At 59.1% G+C, this 15,832-nt stretch carries 19 protein-coding genes; 4 read left to right on the forward strand and 15 right to left on the reverse strand.

Annotated features, from left to right (window positions below; genetic code table 11):
* Positions 1-25: 25 nt before the first annotated feature.
* Positions 26-571 carry a nucleoside 2-deoxyribosyltransferase gene (locus tag A8C75_RS20020; protein ID WP_067386131.1) on the forward strand — a complete coding sequence of 182 codons (546 nt, stop codon included), beginning with the start codon at positions 26-28 and terminating at the stop codon, positions 569-571.
* 6 nt (positions 572-577) lie between these two features.
* On the opposite strand, the gene A8C75_RS20025 is transcribed toward A8C75_RS20020, so the two are convergent.
* Positions 578-769 (reverse strand): CPXCG motif-containing cysteine-rich protein, encoded by a 192-nt coding sequence (locus A8C75_RS20025; protein ID WP_067386132.1) that lies wholly within the window; start codon positions 767-769, stop codon positions 578-580.
* A gap of 166 nt (positions 770-935) precedes the next feature.
* Here A8C75_RS20025 and A8C75_RS20030 point away from each other — a divergent pair, with 166 nt between their 5' ends.
* Both A8C75_RS20030 and A8C75_RS20035 read left to right on the forward strand, forming a co-directional pair.
* Positions 936-1,301, forward strand: a complete 366-nt coding sequence (locus tag A8C75_RS20030) for a YacL family protein (RefSeq protein WP_067386133.1) — start codon at positions 936-938, stop codon at positions 1,299-1,301.
* 22 nt (positions 1,302-1,323) lie between these two features.
* Positions 1,324-1,950: a nucleoside triphosphate hydrolase gene (locus tag A8C75_RS20035; RefSeq protein ID WP_067386134.1), complete on the forward strand. Its 627-nt coding sequence runs from the start codon at positions 1,324-1,326 to the stop codon at positions 1,948-1,950.
* A 16-nt stretch (positions 1,951-1,966) separates the two neighbouring features.
* Here A8C75_RS20035 and A8C75_RS20040 read toward each other — a convergent pair whose 3' ends face one another.
* From A8C75_RS20040 to A8C75_RS20100, 13 genes are all read right to left on the reverse strand, one after another.
* A complete protein-coding gene (locus A8C75_RS20040; protein ID WP_067386135.1) occupies positions 1,967-2,749 on the reverse strand; it encodes a TSUP family transporter in 783 nt (260 codons plus the stop codon).
* 232 nt (positions 2,750-2,981) lie between these two features.
* Entirely contained in the window at positions 2,982-4,745 is a 1,764-nt protein-coding gene (locus A8C75_RS20045; protein ID WP_120785218.1) for a pilus assembly protein TadG-related protein, read from the reverse strand.
* Entirely contained in the window at positions 4,742-4,996 is a 255-nt protein-coding gene (locus A8C75_RS20050; RefSeq protein ID WP_067386137.1) for a DUF3613 domain-containing protein, read from the reverse strand. Before A8C75_RS20050 ends, A8C75_RS20045 begins: the two co-directional genes overlap by 4 nt.
* A complete protein-coding gene (locus A8C75_RS20055) occupies positions 4,989-5,684 on the reverse strand; it encodes a tetratricopeptide repeat protein (protein ID WP_067386138.1) in 696 nt (231 codons plus the stop codon). The genes A8C75_RS20050 and A8C75_RS20055 overlap by 8 nt, the downstream gene beginning before the upstream one ends.
* Positions 5,685-5,687: 3 nt before the next feature.
* Positions 5,688-6,587, reverse strand: coding sequence for a type II secretion system F family protein (locus A8C75_RS20060; RefSeq protein WP_084784177.1), 900 nt, complete (start codon positions 6,585-6,587; stop codon positions 5,688-5,690).
* Positions 6,588-6,595: 8 nt separating this feature from the next.
* A complete protein-coding gene (locus tag A8C75_RS20065) occupies positions 6,596-7,414 on the reverse strand; it encodes a type II secretion system F family protein (protein WP_067386140.1) in 819 nt (272 codons plus the stop codon).
* Positions 7,408-8,682, reverse strand: coding sequence for a CpaF family protein (locus A8C75_RS20070; RefSeq protein WP_067386141.1), 1,275 nt, complete (start codon positions 8,680-8,682; stop codon positions 7,408-7,410). The genes A8C75_RS20065 and A8C75_RS20070 overlap by 7 nt, the downstream gene beginning before the upstream one ends.
* On the reverse strand, positions 8,682-9,770 hold the full coding sequence (locus A8C75_RS20075) for a CpaE/TadZ family protein (RefSeq protein ID WP_067386142.1): 1,089 nt from the start codon (positions 9,768-9,770) through the stop codon (positions 8,682-8,684). The genes A8C75_RS20070 and A8C75_RS20075 overlap by 1 nt, the downstream gene beginning before the upstream one ends.
* Positions 9,767-10,951, reverse strand: a complete 1,185-nt coding sequence (locus A8C75_RS20080) for a type II and III secretion system protein family protein (protein ID WP_067386143.1) — start codon at positions 10,949-10,951, stop codon at positions 9,767-9,769. Before A8C75_RS20080 ends, A8C75_RS20075 begins: the two co-directional genes overlap by 4 nt.
* Positions 10,952-10,959: 8 nt before the next feature.
* Positions 10,960-11,805, reverse strand: coding sequence for a Flp pilus assembly protein CpaB (gene cpaB, locus A8C75_RS20085; RefSeq protein WP_084784178.1), 846 nt, complete (start codon positions 11,803-11,805; stop codon positions 10,960-10,962).
* Between the two features lie 21 nt (positions 11,806-11,826).
* Positions 11,827-12,294 (reverse strand): TadE/TadG family type IV pilus assembly protein, encoded by a 468-nt coding sequence (locus tag A8C75_RS20090; RefSeq protein WP_067386145.1) that lies wholly within the window; start codon positions 12,292-12,294, stop codon positions 11,827-11,829.
* The gene (locus tag A8C75_RS20095; protein WP_157890340.1) at positions 12,294-12,725 is read right to left on the reverse strand and encodes a prepilin peptidase; all 432 of its coding nucleotides are present in this window, start codon (positions 12,723-12,725) and stop codon (positions 12,294-12,296) included. Before A8C75_RS20095 ends, A8C75_RS20090 begins: the two co-directional genes overlap by 1 nt.
* 3 nt (positions 12,726-12,728) lie before the next feature.
* Positions 12,729-12,944 carry a Flp family type IVb pilin gene (locus tag A8C75_RS20100; RefSeq protein ID WP_067386146.1) on the reverse strand — a complete coding sequence of 72 codons (216 nt, stop codon included), beginning with the start codon at positions 12,942-12,944 and terminating at the stop codon, positions 12,729-12,731.
* Between the two features lie 201 nt (positions 12,945-13,145).
* On the opposite strand from A8C75_RS20100, the gene A8C75_RS20105 reads away from it, so the two are divergent.
* Positions 13,146-14,273, forward strand: a complete 1,128-nt coding sequence (locus tag A8C75_RS20105; protein ID WP_067381573.1) for an ISAs1 family transposase — start codon at positions 13,146-13,148, stop codon at positions 14,271-14,273.
* A 397-nt stretch (positions 14,274-14,670) separates the two neighbouring features.
* Here the strand turns inward: A8C75_RS20105 and A8C75_RS20110 are convergent, their stop codons facing one another.
* Complete coding sequence (locus A8C75_RS20110; protein WP_067386147.1) at positions 14,671-15,711, reverse strand: IS5 family transposase; 1,041 nt, start codon at positions 15,709-15,711, stop codon at positions 14,671-14,673.
* Between the last annotated feature and the right edge of the window lie 121 nt (positions 15,712-15,832).

A 15,832-nucleotide genomic window follows, 5' to 3' on the forward strand; every position in this document is an offset into this window, starting at 1 on the left:
CACCACGTCTTTTTAAGGTAGTCCCATGCCTGTACGCAAAATCTACATCGCCGGGCCCGATGTATTCTGGCCCAATGCGCTTGAAGCCGGCGCCGCCAAGGTCGAGCTCTGTGCGCGCTACGGTTTTGAGGGTCTGTTTCCGCTGGATAGCGCGCTGCAACTGGATGGTCTTGCGCCGCGTGAGGCGGGCATGGCGATTTATCGCGCCAATATCAGCCTGATGCGACAAGCGGATCTGCTGGCCGCCAATATGACGCCCTTTCGCGGCCCAAGCCTGGATGCGGGCACGGCGTTTGAACTGGGTTTTATGACCGGGCTGGGCAAGCCGGTGTGGGGGTACAGCCTGGACGGGCGCCTCTACGCCGACCGGGTCACCCCGGGCGATTCAGCAACGGATACAGATACAGACGGCATGACGATAGAGCGCTTCGACATGGCCGACAACCTGATGCTGATCGGCGCCATTGCAGCTAGCGGCGCCGAACTGCTTGCCCGCCAGGCAACACCCGAGCTGGAGCAGCACCTGCACCTTTTCGAGCAGCTACTGCAGCGCATCGCCAAAGGCTGCTAAAGGCGACTATTCATTCTCCGGCCTGGCATCCACCGTCGGCATGCCGGAGTCATCCACCTGGATATCCAGCACCATGGGGCTGCAGCACACCTGACAGTCCTCCACGTATTGCTGCTCGGCCTCACTGCAGTCCACCAGCACACTGATGCGCTCGCCACAGTAGGGGCAATAAAACGCCACCTCTTCCTGTGTATTCATAAATAATCATCCCCGCAAAAAAAAGTGGCGCTCAGCCCGCTATCCATCCTGACTTCAGCTTAGTGCAGATCCGTCTGGCCCGAGGCCGCAGAGGGCCCGTTGCCATTACCGCGGCGCCCGCCAAACAGGGTACTATGACGCCTTTTGATCTGCGCAGAGAACACTTGTGGAATATACCTTTGGTCGCGACGATATAGGTCGCTACTTTGCCGAATTTTCGATGGGTCACGAAGCCTTTGGCCGCTGGCTGAACGAGGAGCTGGGCCAGAACCGGCAACAGCTGGACAGCCTGCTGCACACCATTGACCAGCTGCAGCAGCGCCAGATTCCGGAGTTCGAACTCAGCGGCATCGAATACTGCCTCTGGCTGACCCGGGAGGAAGCTCAGGTACGGGCACATATTCTGGATGAGTCGGCACCGGATGAAGAGCTGGCAGAACTGAGTTTTTACGATGACGAACTCCAGGCCGGCTGTGGCCTGGACGACTTCAAGGCCGTGCTCGAAGCCTGGCGCGACCTGATTGGCGCCTAGCAGGAAAAACCGGAGCCCAGCAATGCCGACCACAACCCCCGCCGACCTAGCGCCACTCATTAAGCGTATTCTTGCCATCAGCCCCCAAGGCCGTCGCACCCTGGTTGCACTGAGCGGTGCTCCGGCCTCGGGAAAATCGACGCTGGCGCAGCAACTAACGACTGCAATTAATGCCCAACACCCGTGCGCGGCGCTGGTGCCCATGGACGGTTTTCATCTCGATAACGCAATCCTGCAGCAGCGCGGACTGCAATCGCGCAAGGGTGCGCCCGAAACCTTCGATGCCAGTGGTTTTCTTCACCTGATCCAGCGCCTGGCCACCGAGCCTGAAGTCTTTGTGCCGCTGTTTGATCGCAACCGCGATATCGCCATCGCCGGCGCCGCCCGTATAGGCCCGGAGCACTCTATCCTGATTGTGGAAGGCAACTATCTGCTGCTCGACGAGCAACCCTGGTCGCAACTGCGCAGCTACTGGGATCTGTCGATTCGACTGGACGTACCCCTTGCGATACTGGAAGCACGGCTAATAGAGCGCTGGCGCGATCAGGGCCTGGCTGAACCCGCCGCGCGGCAGCGAGCGCTGGGCAACGATATCCCCAACGCCCGGCGGATCATCCAGCAGGCCCTGCCCGCCGATCTGACTCTCTAGCCTGGCAGTACTCGGTTCACAGCAACCCGAAACCCCGCGCCATGCCCATCAGGCTGACCACAATCAGCACCGCCCCCAGCACGCGAAAGAACAGCGGCGTCTCGGCCGTGACCAGCGCCCGGTGAAAACGCTCGCCGATCAGATGACCGACAAAGGCACAGGGCAGCAACCAGAGATGGTGAATCAGCTGCAGGTCGACTCCCGCGATCAGAAAAGAGGTCATCTTGATGACCACCAGAATAAACCAGAGTACGAACAGCGTATCGCGCAGCTGATGCTTGGCTACGTGGGTGCCATAGACCGCCACTATAAGCGGCGCACCTATCAAAGAGGTGCCACTGACATAGCCCCCGAGCATCAGGAACAGCTTGTCCACATAGGGGTTGTTGCTGCGAAAGGGCCGGTCCAGCACATAGCCGACGGCATAGACGATAACGATACCGAAAATAATGCTGGTCATTATTTCCGCCGGCAGCGTCAGCAGCCCGAAGACACCCACCAGCTTGGGGATGATCATGACTTTCAGCGAGCTTTTCAGATAGGGCCAGTCAATACTGCCGCCCCCCGCCGCCGCAGGCTCACGCCGATTGCGGCGGTAACCCTGCCAAGCAATCAGGCTGGAGAACACCAGCAGATGCACCGCGATCAGGGGCAGGAATACTAGGGGTTCGTCCAGAATCAGCAGCAGGAAGGGCAGCGACAGCACAGCGCCACCAAAGCCCAGGCCGGAGCGCACAAAACCGCTCCAGACAAAAATCAGCCCGATAAGGGCATACTGCCAGCCAAGTAAATCCGCCATGGGAAATCGAAATCCGTATCAGCCCGAAAGCGCGCAGCCTAGCAGCCTGTCAAACTTAACGCTAATCTACTGCGGAAAAGCCGATTTTGGCCATTTTTCGCGCTCTTTTTTGTTAAATAGAACCACTATTCGCCTCAAAAGAGCCCAAAAACTGCTTCAAAACGGACTTTCCCTCGCTACGATCGGTCAAGTCCGACAAGCTGCTAGCATTTAGCCCCCTGCACTGCCCAGCCTATTCAATCAGGTTGCTCTTGCCCATATCCACGGACTCAACGATCACATCGGCATAGCCCACGGTGATACCCAGCGCCTGCAGCAGGGGTTCGACAACGTCACCGACTAGCGTAACCACCAAAGGCTTGGCGACATCCAGTACAGGCTCTTTCACCAATCCAAGTACCTCATCCAGCACATAATCCAGCGATAAACCCAGCAAAGAATTCAAGGCACCGTCTAGCAGTATTACGTTCAGATCCAACGTCATCTCATCCAGGGTTGCATCCAAGGTCTTCCCTAGCGGAGCATTTACCCTTTCAGGAGGATCGGAAGGTAGCGCTTCCCCACCCAACGTGAAGGAATGCTCGATCGACGACTGTGATGATTCCGGTACGCTGGCCTCGATATCGATACCAACGGTCAACAAGCTGCCAAAAAGCCCGAGCACATTGACGCTAGCTTCGATTTCCGGCTCGGGGTCGTCGCCAACGGTCAGGTTCGCCACCGACGGCGCCGTCTCGAACTCGAGCTGCAACTGCGGCGCGCTCCAATTGCAGACCGGCGCATCCAGCAACCGGGTGCGGGCCTTGGCGACATCCACATGGATACCGAGCGTACCCGGATTCAGCGACAGGTTGAGCAGCAGGGGAATGCCCAGGCTCAGTCCTCCCGGCAACAATGCCGCCTTGACATCAAGTTCGACCTGCGCCGTCTCGACCTGGGCGACCCAGTCATCATCTGCTGCAGCCGGCAGCAACCCGAAGGTATACTGCGGCGGCTCAATGATGGTCAGCCCAACACTGAGCCCGGCGATACCCAGGTCAACGTCGAGCCCCGGAACCTCAATAAAATGATTCTGGTTGGAAGCCATAACAGCCCCGCTGACCAGCCCATAGAGATTAATCTCCGTGGCCAGCGCAGCGCGCTCTATCTCACCACCCATGCCCTCATCCGTCGCCGTGGACAGCCTCAGCAGGTCCGACAGGGTCAGGCTAAGACCACCGACCCGGGCGACATTTTCCAGTTCCGTCAGCGCGTCGATCGCCTCCACATCAGCCGTACCCTGCGCATTCAGTGCATCGATGGAGGCCTCGACAAGGTCCGCCAGCGCGATATTGGACGCCAGCGCTTCATCGACCGTTCCCACCGCCAGGTCTGCCGCCAGCAGGCCATTGGCATCCATTGCCGCCAGCAGGCTTCCAAGACTAAGGCGGCTACTGGCCAGGCCGTTGTAGCTGAGCACATTGAGCTCGCCACCTAACAGCGCCCCCAGCAGGGAGTTGGTCAGATCCACATCCAGCAGCCCTGAGCCTATGCCAAAGCCCACGGCCATGCGCTTGTACACCGCCGCCGATGCGCCCAGCTGTACCTGACCACCCCAGAGACCACCGGCTACCAGGCTCGCCGGCAGCGCGCGCGTCAGACTCACCCGGGCGCCCGGTTGATAATCCACCCCCTCGGTATCCAGCGTCCAGTGACTGTCCTCAATACCGACGCCACCGTAGGTGAAGGCCGCCGAGCCCTGTTCGAGGTCAAAGCCATTCAGTACCAGATTTGCCTGGGCCTCGGCCTCCAGAGCTGCCCGGGCATTGACGCCATCGACGTAACAAACGCCCCGCGACATCGCCAGTGCCGCCAGGTCTGCCTGGGTCTGCAGCTCGCGCTGGGCAAAAAACAGCCGCGCGGTATCGATAACCACCGCCGCCAGCATGACAACACTCAGCAGCAGCAGTACGGCACTGAGACCAATAGCCCCCTTTTGGGTACGGCGATACATCATTTTTCTCCGAAGCTATCCTCGGCGAAATACTCCGGTATCGGATGGCTGAAGGATTCAACCATGCGCTCGGTCACCTTCTGCGCTGCCGCGGGCGTCAGCCGATCCGGCTGAGTCGTCGCCATTTGGCCACTGCGCTGCAGTTCGAGCCAGTGCCGCGTCAGGGATCCGACCTCCCCCTGCAGGTCCGCTTCCTGTTCCTGGGCTACAGCCACACCGCTTAGCAGCAGTGTCAGAATCAATACTTTATTCATCGGAAACGTCCAGGGTAGTCGGTTTGAAATGTGCGACCGCAATGCTGAAACGCTGCTGCTCCTGATCAGACCAGTCAAAGCGTTGCTGCAACGATTGCGCCGCACTGACTTCCCCGCCTTTTAGCAGTAAAAACCAGAGGTTACGCGCAGCCTGGCGGTGCTGATTGTTCAGTTCCAGTGCGGTCAGAAAATGCGTTCGTGCCACGTTATCCTGGCCTGAGGCCAGCAACAGAAAGCCGGCATCATTGTGCAGGTCGGCCTCCATGGGAATCTGCGTCAGGGCCTGCTGAAAACGCGCCAGAGCCTGGCCCAGCTCGCTCTTGTGCAGGTGAATCCGGCCCAGACCATACCAGGCCCGCCCGGCAAGGCAGCCACCAGTCAGGCCCTGGTACTGGGTTCTAGCCTCATCAAAGCGCCCCAGCGCACGCAGCGTGTCAGCCCGCAATAGCTGGTAAGTCGGACTCTTGGTCGGCAACGCATCGAGACTGGCCAGAGCCGCGTAGTACTGCCCCTGTTGTTGCTGCTGCCTGATCAGCGACAACTTGACCCCCAGTTCTGCCGAAATCTGTTCGCCACAGAGCCCCCGGGAAGGTTCCACCGTCTGCTGTTCTGAAACTGCGGAAAACATCTCCGGCGTACCACTGCAGCCAGCCAGTGACAGCGCCAGTATCAAACCTAAAAATTTCATCGCCTACCCCACATTTTCCAGCGCCTTTACCAGAGCAAGAAAGCCCGGCCCTGCCAGCACCAGCAACAGCGCCGGAAACATCAACAACATCATGACCGCCGACATCCGGCCCGACAGCTTGCTAACCCGTTCCTGCAGCCCGGTACGGCGCCGGTCCTGCAGCAGTTCCGCCAGCGCCTCAAGCGAACTGGACATGCCGCCGCCGGTTTCCGATACCTGGGTCAGCAATGTCATCAGATCCTGAAATCCCTCCGACGTCGACAGTCGGGCTATATCCGCCAGCGCCTGTTCCCGCGCCCCTCCCGATTCGATCTTGGCCAATACCACCCGCAGTTCCTTGACGGCCTCAGGCGCAAGCACTTCAAGCTCCCGCGTCAGGGTGCGCAGCATGGTTTCAATCGACATGCCGACATCCCAGAGAATGCGCAGCACCTGCAGTACCAGCAGCATTTCTTCATCAATGCGCGCGGCTCGGGCCACCACACGAAAGCGCAGCCAGCGCAGCAGGCCCAGGGCGCCGCCACAGCCGGCCAGAAACAGCATCACCACCGTCTCGCCCAGTTCGTTGTCGCGCCCCAGGCTCCAGCCCAGTGTCAGCCCAACAATGCCAAGCCAGATGAGTACCATTTGCAGCAGCCCAATCAACTGGGCTCGATGGCCAATACAGCCGGCCTGGCGCAGCAGCAGTGGAAGCTCCGCCAGGGGCTTGCGCTGACGTGATCGCCGCCGCCACATATCCTGCCCCTGGGACAAAAGCCGGTCTCCTCTGGATCGGCGGCGCAGCGACTGCCCCAGGCGCTCATCAACGCGCTGCCGAACCCGCGCCCGGCGCGTCCACCACCAGAGCCCAAGACTGAGCAGGATCAATATCAGGCTTAACAGCAACAAGCCGTTCTGCGTCATCCCGCCCCCTAGATCGACTTGATCATGCGCCACAACACCAGCACACCCAGCATCTGCAGGCCGGCTCCGGCCAGCAGCAGCTGACGTCCGCCCTCGTCGTGCCACATACCCAGCAGGTAAGCCGGGCTCACCAGCAGCAAATAGAGCGCCATCAGCGCCGGAACCGCACCGAACACCAGCGCCGTAAAGCGTGTTTCTCCGGTCATGGCCCGCAGCTCACGCCAGGCCCGTTCGCGCTGCAGCAGCAGCTTGGCCAGGCTGTCCAGCGCCGTCACCACACTGCCACCGTACTGGTGGTTGATATTGAAAACCGTCGCCAGCAGCGCCAACTCGTTCAGCCCGGTACGGCGAGCCTCAAAATGAAAAGCAGCGGCGAGCTCGTCGCCCAGCTGGGTGCGGTGCAGTGCCCGCTGCAGTACATCGGCCAGCGGCGACTCGATACTTTTCGCCGCCCGCTCGACCGCCTGGCTAAGGTTCGCTCCCACCGTGACGCGGCGCACAATTTGATTGATAAACCCCGGCAGCTGCCGGCGTTGATGCTGCTGCAATACCGAACGGCGATAGAGCACCAGCAGCATTGCCAGCGCCGGCAGTACCGCCGCGGCCACCACGGCAAAGTAGGCCCCGCCCATGTGGTAGGACAGGCCAACACCCGCGACAATCAGCACCGCCAGCATCAGGAGCGAACGATTTGACCCCAGCATGGACAGCCGGCTCGGTCGTTCCCGCGGTGCCGGAGCCGGAGGCGCCTCTGAACCGGTGCGGCTGGCAAGCAGCAACAGCAGCCCCGCCGCCAGTAGCAGGCCGACCGAAATACCAATCAGCACCCCCGGTACCTCGCCTGTTTCTGGCTCAGCCCGACAGAAAGACCATTGAGGGATTCAAACTGATCCCGACCGGCGTCATAACGAAACAGCGGCTGGGTGCGAATCTGGCCATCCGCCAGGTCCTGCACTTCCACCACATCGGTGATGACCCGCTTGCCATCAGGCAAGCGGGCTACCTGTATGATCATGTCCAGGGACGTGGCGATAATCTGCTTGATCAGCAGATCAGACGCATTAAACCCCGACAGCGTCACCATCATTTCGAGCCGGACCAGGGAATCACGGGCGGAGTTGGCGTGCACTGTGCTCATGGAGCCTTGATGGCCGGTGTTCATGGCCTGCAACATGTCGAGTACCTCGGCGCCGCGGCTTTCACCCAGTACAATGCGGTCGGGCCTCATGCGCAGGGCATTTTTCAGCAGCTCGCGTGGCATCACCTCACCCTGGCCTTCACTGTTTGGCGGTCGGGTTTCGAGCCGCACCACATGGCCATTGCGCAACTGCAGTTCGGCTGCATCCTCGATGGTCACCACGCGTTCGCGCCGGCCAATGTTCTGGCTCAGAATATTCAGCAAGGTAGTCTTGCCGGAACCGGTGGAGCCACTGATCAGAATATTGAAGCGGCCAGCGACACAGTCGGCCAGAAACTGACTCATGGCAGCATTGAGCGCGCCGCCCCGGATCAGGTCTTCAATGGTCAGGGCTTCGGGTTTGAACTTTCGTATCGACAGGCAGGGGCCGTCGATGGACAGCGGCGGGATAATCGCATTGATACGGCTGCCATCGGGCAGACGCGCGTCCACCATGGGGCTGGACTCGTCGATACGCCGCCCCAGCGGTGCAATCATGCGTCTGATGACCCGCAGCACATGCTGGTCGTTAATGAAGCGCAGTGGCACCCGCTCGAGCAGGCCGCCGCGCTCGACAAACACCTGGCGCGCGCCATTGATCAGGATATCGTCCACCGCCGGGTCATCCAGCAATGCCTGCACCGGACCAAAGCCGACCATTTCGTCCAGCAACTCGGCCACCAGCTGACCGATATCGTAATCGCTCTTGCGAATGTCCTGTTCCAGCAGATAGGCACGCACATAGCCCTGCACATGGGGATGAAGCTCAAACCGCTCCATCTCGAACATCAGCCCGTCTTCTTCCAGGCGTTCGATAATATTGGCATGCAGGCTAACGCGCAGACCCAGGTTTTCTTCCTCGGGCGCCACATCCAGCTGGTTATTCGATAGCCGGAGATCGGTGTTGGACGCAAGCATCAGGCGCTCCTTGTGGACAGTTTTCGCCACCAGGAGACGGGCTCGTGCAACCAGAGCGCCTGCTCTACAGCCTGCAACAGCGGCGCGGTATCAGATCCCGGCGGCAGCAGAGTGCCGGCATTGATCTGGGTCAGAATTTCCGGCATCCAGGGCAGAGTGCCGCGCAGTGGCAGTGGAATCTTGCTCTCGATGGAATCCCGCGCCGGCAGTACGGATTTTACGTAGGGTGCCAGCAGCAGGTTAACACCACCGGGCCTGAGGCCCAGGCCCAGCAAGTGTTCAGCCAGCTCGAGCGCGCTCGCCAGACTCAGGTTCTTCTGATCCGACAGCACCCACTGCTGCTCAACCTCGGCAGCCATCAGATTCAGCAGTCCCGAAGGCTGCATCCCCACCAGATTGATGATCAGATGCGCGTAACGGGTTTTCAGCGCTTGCAGCGTCCGGGTCAGATCCTGCGCATTCAGGCGACTGTCACTCTTGCCGCTCGCCATGCCGATAACATCGATTCCGGGCAACGCCTCGATTGGCTTGTCATCCAGCCAGCCGGACTCCAGCGCCTGGCTGTTCTCAACCAGGTCGAGAAAACTGATATGGGGTTCCATGTCCAGATAGGCAGGCAGAGCAGACTGCGGCATGCCCAGATCCAGTACCAGCACCCGTTCGTTGCTGCGCTGATGCAGTGCCCAGGCGATATGGGCCGCCAGTACGGCGCCGTCATACTCATTGCGAGCCGACATTAGCGCGAGGCTGCGCGCCGGCGACATGGCCCTGGCAGAACAGAGCCGGTGCAAGGTGGCATTCATGTCGTCTAATTCAACCAGCTGCACCCAGGCGGACAGCTCAGCGTTGTACCAGTGCCCGTCGGGCGTCAGGTCGACCAGCAGAACGGGCCTGGGGCCAAACAGGTTGATCAGCGCCTCGAGTCCTGTGTCAGACGCGCGGCTCGCCAGCAACACCAGCACCCGCGCCTCACCCACACCGCTTAATGCTGTCGGTTCCGGCAGCCAGGAGAGCTCGACACCCTCCGGCACCATGGCATTGATAGACGCACAGTGGCTGCGATCGGCACTGTAGGCGATCACTTTCACGGCCGCACCTCGGCGGAAAATCCCATACCCGAGGGCATGGCGCCGACAGTGCCCGGCGCCGGATCGATAAACAGCTGTTGCAAAAAGCTCGGCTGGTAGTCGCGATAAATCTCGCCCGGCAGCGGCGGCAACTCTGCGGTGCGCGCAAACGGCCTGACCAGGTGAGGCGTTACGATCATCAGCAGTTCCTTGTCGCTGCGCTCAAGGCGGGTGGAACGAAAGAAAGCCCCCAGGATAGGAATGTCACCCAGCAACGGCAGCCGGTCAGCACTTTTCAGGGTATTGCGACTGACCAGGCCACTGATGATAAAGCTCTCACCGGCGCCCAACTGTATGGTGGTATCGGTCCGGCGCACCCGCAGAGCCGGCACCGAAACACCGGCGGCCTGCAGGCCGCCGGTGAAATCGAGTTCGCTGACTTCGGGCGCCACCTTTAGCATGATGCGTTCCCCCGGCAATACGGTGGGCGTCAGGTTCAAACGCACGCCGAATTCCTTGAACTCAACACTGATCTCGCCGTTATCGGAGCTTTTGGGGAAAGGAAACTCGCCGCCTGCCAGGAAAAATGCCGGCTGGCCGGACATGGACACCAGGCTGGGTTCTGCCAGGGTATAGGCAAAGCCGTTACTGCTCAGTGCGCTGACGGTGCCCAGCAGTCCCTTGCTCGCATTGCCGGCGATAATGCCAAAGGCACTCCCATCCGACAGGAAGCCCGAGTTGCTGCTCAGGGTGAAGCCGCCGGAGCCGGACTCAACCCCGGAAAGGGTTCCCCCGTTACCTATGGCGTAAATACTGTTACCGGTGTTCTTGCCAAAAAAGAACCCGGCCGACTGCAGCGCCTGGCGGCTGACCTCCACCACCTTTATATCGGTCTGCACCTGAACATTTTCTGTTTCGCTGCCGGCGGGATACACCGCCAGGTCAAAGCGCTCGGGCTCGGTACGGCCACTGAGCCAGACCAGCAGGCTGGTGTCGCCGACCGCTTTGCCCGTCAGCAGAACCTGGCGACTCGACAACACCCTGACACCGGCAATACTCGGTTCCCCCACGGCGACCCGGGCTATGCGTGCATTCAGCGTGATGGACTTCTGGCCACCCACGTAGAGCCGCTGTTCCGCAGCCTGAAGCTGCCAGGACCCGCACAGCACAACAAGCAGCACAATGAGACTTCGAAACGGCATTGGAACTCCTAGTATCCGGTACGGACAAGTTTTCTCTCTTCGCCGAGATAAACTTCCACGGAGGGTGCCGCCGGCCGCTTGACGACCGGTTTGGCAATGGGAAGGGTGGACGCGCTGGGCTTGCTCGTCAGAGTACGTAGCGGTGTGCTGAAACTACGACTCGGGTCGCTGGTCGCATCAATCAGTTTATCCTGCATGCCCACCACCGCCAGACGCAGTACGCCCGCGTTTTCAGCCAGCATCAGGGCCGTCGTCTGGGCATCGGGCACGGCCAATACGACCGAGCGGGAGCGATCCTGCCGTTTCTGCTCAGTAGCATCAGATACGCCTATCAACTCTTCGCCATAGGCCAGCACCAGCACATTGCTGAGCAGCCTGCGGGCACTGGTATCAGGCCCCAGTTCCTTGCTGGCCTTGATATACAGCAGCACATCGACCCGATCACCAGTACTCAGATGACCACCCACGGCGGTGACCTCATCGACCTTGATGGCCAGAGCACGGTATCCCGGGGGCAGTGCGTCCAGCATCGGGCGTTCAGTTTCCAGCAGCACCTCCTGCAAGCGACTGCCCCCCATCACCGTACGGGCCAGAATGCGCCCCATATAGGGCTCGGCGTCCTGAACATCGGCCGCATTGCGCTGCATCACCCGCGCTTGCTGCAGATGTTCAGGCGCCAGCGCGGTGCCAGGCACCATGGAGGTACGAAAAGTCCAAACCGTTTGTGCAGGCTCAGGCTCCGCCGCCCTCACAGTCACAGGATCAGCATTACCCAGACTCAGACCATAGACCGCCACGACTAACGCCAGACCAATCAGGGTCAGGGCGATCATCTTCATACTGCGTCCTTGCATTAAGCTTCCCGTTCCTTGGTATTAGAGATTCAGGCTTGCCGTGGTGCTCAAGCGCTCAGGCACCGGCAGCATCAGTGCCGGCAAAAAGGGAAAAGCGGCATAGTCGTACACCAGTTCTACCAGGCAACAGCCACCGCTGGCCGTATCCCCGGTGCGAATCTGCAACGCAGCATCCAGCGACTGACCAAACAGACTGCCCAGGCTCGACTCGGTAGCATTGCCCGTCACCTGCCCCAGCACATCCTTGGTGGCCAGCTCGACCTGCGCCCGGACCGCGGCGGAGTCACATTCAGTGGTACTGAAAAAGCAGCTTTCATCCACAAAAGATATACTGTTTCTCAGCCCCTCTTCCGCTGAATACTGCAGCATCTGGTTGGCCGAGAAAATCATGCTGTAGTTGGCGATGGCATAAAAAATCATAAAGAACACCGGCAGCACCAGGACAAACTCGATACCCGCACCGCCGCGCTCAAACCGATTCGCAGACATCAGTAACTTCCCAGTATTGCCATGCAGGAAAAAGCTGCCATAAAAGGCGCAAACGGCAAGCTTCTGCGCCGCCCGATAACACAGGCGACGGCCAAGCCACCAAAGGCCAATACCATGATCAATAAAAGTATGCCTAAGGGAAAGACCATACAGAATACCAGCAATAGCTTAATATCTCCGGCCCCAAGCTGACGACCGATATAACCGGGAAGCGCCAGCAGCAATACCGCCAGCGCCGACCCACCAATACCCGACCACTCAAGCTTCGCGCCCGAAATTGCCCGGTCACAGAGCAATAACGACAGCAGCGCAAACGCCAGCAAGCAGAGCACCCATAGGTTCGGAATACGCCTCTGCCGGGCGTCACTGATCGCAATCAGCAGCAGCGTGACCAGAAAGAATAGCCGGGGTAGCTCACACCAGAGCGGCACCAATTAACCGGCAGCAGGCGCTTCACCTTTGAGGCCTTGAAGAATGCTGTCCATGATTGTCTCGACTTCCAGCTTTACGTCGGGCACAACCACAGCCAAAGCAACAGCTACCATAGCAGCTAAAAGCGCGTACTCTATACCGCTGGCACCTTCTTCATTGCGAAGAAAGCGGGCGAATTTGCACTGAGTCTGAAGGATAAAAACGTGGAGTTTGGTCATGATAGTCCCTTCCTTGTTTAAAGCGTCCTTTGAGTTCGAAACCTGACCTATTCCCGATTATATTCCATATTCGGGTACTCACCAGGGCAAACGCATGAACGTTTTTTGCACAGCGCAGCACGGATCTTACTTCTCTCTTGCAACCGACAAGCCCGGCTGGTATTCAGAGAATTTCCATCATAGGACAGGCGCGAATACCCTATGTCAAAGCGTTCTCTGCTCAGCCATCTCCAAGAGATTGAAGACCCTCGACAAAGCGCAAAATGCACTCACAATTTTGCCGAAGTTATGTTTATGAGTATCTGCGGAATCCTCTGTGGGGCCGACGACTGGAACTCTATCGCCCTGTTTGCCCAGACTCGAGAGGGCTGGTTCCGTCAGCACCTGACGTTGCCTGGTGGTATTCCCTCCCACGATACCTTCAATCGCATGTTCAGCCTGTTGGACCCGAAAGCTTTCCGAACCCTGTTCATTACCTGGGTCCAGGACGTGATGGTGGGTAGCGGTCTGTCAGGCACTGTCGCTATCGATGGCAAGACGGTCAAAGGATCCGCCTGGAACAAGGGCAAGGACGCCATTCATATGGTCAATGCCTGGTCCACCGACCTGGGCATGGCGGTGGGGCAATACAAAGTGGACGGTAAGTCCAATGAGATCACCGCTATCCCCAAATTGTTGGCGTTGCTGGAGCTTCAAGGGTGCTTGGTCACCCTGGATGCGATGGGGTGCCAGAAGCGCATCGCCGATAGCATCCTCAAGCGCGGTGCCGACTATCTGCTGGCGGTCAAAGCCAACCAGAAGAGTCTGCATAAAGAGGTGGCCGAGTACTTCGATCGGTACTGGGAAAACACCCCTGAAGACGCGCCGGGCCCCGTGTTTGCCGAGCGAGCAGAGCATCAGCACGGCCGCCAGGAACACCGTCGCTGTTGGGTTCTGAACGAGCCGTCGGCACTGGCCACCGCGAAGCGCTGGCAGGCCAAGACGGTGGCGGCCGTGCAGTTGGACCGCCAGGACGCTCGCAAGGGTGACACCATGATCCGTTATTACATCTCCAGCCGCACGTTGACGGCCCAGGAGGTCTTGGCCGCTACTCGCGAGCACTGGCAGGTCGAAAACTGTCTGCACTGGGTGCTGGATGTAGCCTTCGACGAAGACCGCTCTCGTGCCCGCCAAGGCTTTGCCGCCGAAAATTTGGCGACGGCCCGGCAAATCGTCTTGAATCTTCTCAAGCAGGATACGACGCACAAGGTGGGCATCAAGAACAAGCGCAAAGCCTGTGGCTGGGACCTCGACTACATGCTCAAAGTGCTTGGGGAGATCAAAATGTGATCATGCGTTTGCCCTGGGGTACTCACGAGTCGGTTTCGCTGAACGCTAGCTGAATTCCTTTAAACTCGATCATACAAAACAAAAATGGGGCCGTCATCTGTTTTTTCTGATTTTTAACTCAAACAATGGATTCAAATCCCCTTGTAATTAAAAGGACATTTTTGTATCGCTCAGGGCTGCATTCAGAGAATTTAAAGACAACTTTAACCGAATGGACAAAAACCGTTGATAGGGCACCTCGATTAACCGATGATTTTCGGTAAATTGAGTAACGACCCTACGGTGACGACAAAAGCAGGGTCAATTTCTCGACGAGGTGAAAGTTTAGTTACTCAGTTTGATGCCTACTCTTAGGTCGAATCAGGCCTACTGGGCGCGATTCGACCTACGGTGGCCATCAGAAGGCTTCGATTCCGGCTCTGCGTAAATACACCAACCGCTTCAGGTTGTAGCAGGTCGCCATCAGCGTCATCTTAACGTTCGCCCGGGCCTGGCCGATGGTTCGAATCAGCATGCCTCCCATCTGGTCGATTGCCCCGAACACATGTTCTACCCGGGCGCGGATCTTGGCGATGCGATGGTTGCGTCGTTTCTGGCAGTCGGACAGTGGGCGGTTACGCGCCCCTTTGCGTTGAATTTCAGGGCGATTGCCACGCTGCCTGAGATCCGCTTCCCGCGCCTGGCTGGCATAGCCACGATCGGCGTAGACATTCTGGCTGGTGTTATAGGGGTCAAGTACCTGCTCGAAGTGGCGGCTGTCATGCACCGAGGCGGTGCTGGTCTCAATAGCGCGGATCACCTTATAGCGTTTATCTACATTGATCGACAGCTTGTAGCCGAAGTGGCTCTTGCCATGTTTCTTGGTCCAGCTGGCATCCACATCCTTCTGGCGGCGCTGGGCCGGCTTCCAGTCGGCGGGCGTAGCCTGTTGCTCAATGATGTCTTTTTCATGACTGCGAATACGCTGTTTGGGCGCAGGGACCAGGGTCGCATCGATAATTTGACCGCCGCGCGCAATATAGCCCCGGCGCATCAGTTGATCCGCTACACCGTCAAACAGGGCTCTGGCGCCGGCTTCACCGATCCGGTTCTCAAATGTCCAGATCGTGGTGCGGTCCGGAATATTACTGATCTGCGTGAGTCCGCAAAAGCGCTGGTAACTCATGCGGTCCAGCAGTTGGTATTCCATCTGCTCGTCGGACAGGTTGTATAACCGTTTGAGTACCAGAATTCGCACCATCGTCTCCGTCGGGAAGGGAGGCCTGCCACCCTGCGAGCTGACCGGACGCGGCGCAACTTGATCAACGGCCGCCGCCAGGGCAGAAAAGTCGATGTGCAGATTGATCTCCGCCAGCGGATCGCCCAGGCGGTCGATCTTCTCCCGGTGCTGATCGGCGGCAAACAAATCGGTCTTGAGGGCGCTGCGTGGCTTCTTCATCGGTATCAGTCCATGGCTGTATCAGACGCTGTGAATTTTACCCAAGGGTACCGCTGGTCGGCGAGGTTTTTCGAGGTGCCCGATAGAATATCGCAGCCTAATGGGGCTGAAAGCGCACGGT

This window comes from Marinobacterium aestuarii (genome assembly GCF_001651805.1).
Taxonomy (GTDB): Bacteria; Pseudomonadota; Gammaproteobacteria; order Pseudomonadales; family Balneatricaceae; genus Marinobacterium_A; species Marinobacterium_A aestuarii.

Coding starts and splice junctions, on each gene's coding strand:
- A8C75_RS20090 (WP_067386145.1), bottom strand. CDS start 12,294: ATGTCTGCGAATCGGTTTGAGCGCGGCGGTGCGGGTATCGAGTTTGTC.
- A8C75_RS20045 (WP_120785218.1), bottom strand. CDS start 4,745: ATGATGTATCGCCGTACCCAAAAGGGGGCTATTGGTCTCAGTGCCGTA.
- A8C75_RS20080 (WP_067386143.1), bottom strand. CDS start 10,951: ATGCCGTTTCGAAGTCTCATTGTGCTGCTTGTTGTGCTGTGCGGGTCC.
- A8C75_RS20060 (WP_084784177.1), bottom strand. CDS start 6,587: ATGACGCAGAACGGCTTGTTGCTGTTAAGCCTGATATTGATCCTGCTC.
- A8C75_RS20020 (WP_067386131.1), top strand. CDS start 26: ATGCCTGTACGCAAAATCTACATCGCCGGGCCCGATGTATTCTGGCCC.
- A8C75_RS20050 (WP_067386137.1), bottom strand. CDS start 4,996: ATGAATAAAGTATTGATTCTGACACTGCTGCTAAGCGGTGTGGCTGTA.
- A8C75_RS20040 (WP_067386135.1), bottom strand. CDS start 2,749: ATGGCGGATTTACTTGGCTGGCAGTATGCCCTTATCGGGCTGATTTTT.
- A8C75_RS20070 (WP_067386141.1), bottom strand. CDS start 8,682: ATGCTTGCGTCCAACACCGATCTCCGGCTATCGAATAACCAGCTGGAT.
- A8C75_RS20035 (WP_067386134.1), top strand. CDS start 1,324: ATGCCGACCACAACCCCCGCCGACCTAGCGCCACTCATTAAGCGTATT.
- A8C75_RS20055 (WP_067386138.1), bottom strand. CDS start 5,684: ATGAAATTTTTAGGTTTGATACTGGCGCTGTCACTGGCTGGCTGCAGT.
- A8C75_RS20110 (WP_067386147.1), bottom strand. CDS start 15,711: ATGAAGAAGCCACGCAGCGCCCTCAAGACCGATTTGTTTGCCGCCGAT.
- cpaB (WP_084784178.1), bottom strand. CDS start 11,805: ATGCAAGGACGCAGTATGAAGATGATCGCCCTGACCCTGATTGGTCTG.
- A8C75_RS20025 (WP_067386132.1), bottom strand. CDS start 769: ATGAATACACAGGAAGAGGTGGCGTTTTATTGCCCCTACTGTGGCGAG.
- A8C75_RS20100 (WP_067386146.1), bottom strand. CDS start 12,944: ATGACCAAACTCCACGTTTTTATCCTTCAGACTCAGTGCAAATTCGCC.
- A8C75_RS20105 (WP_067381573.1), top strand. CDS start 13,146: ATGTCAAAGCGTTCTCTGCTCAGCCATCTCCAAGAGATTGAAGACCCT.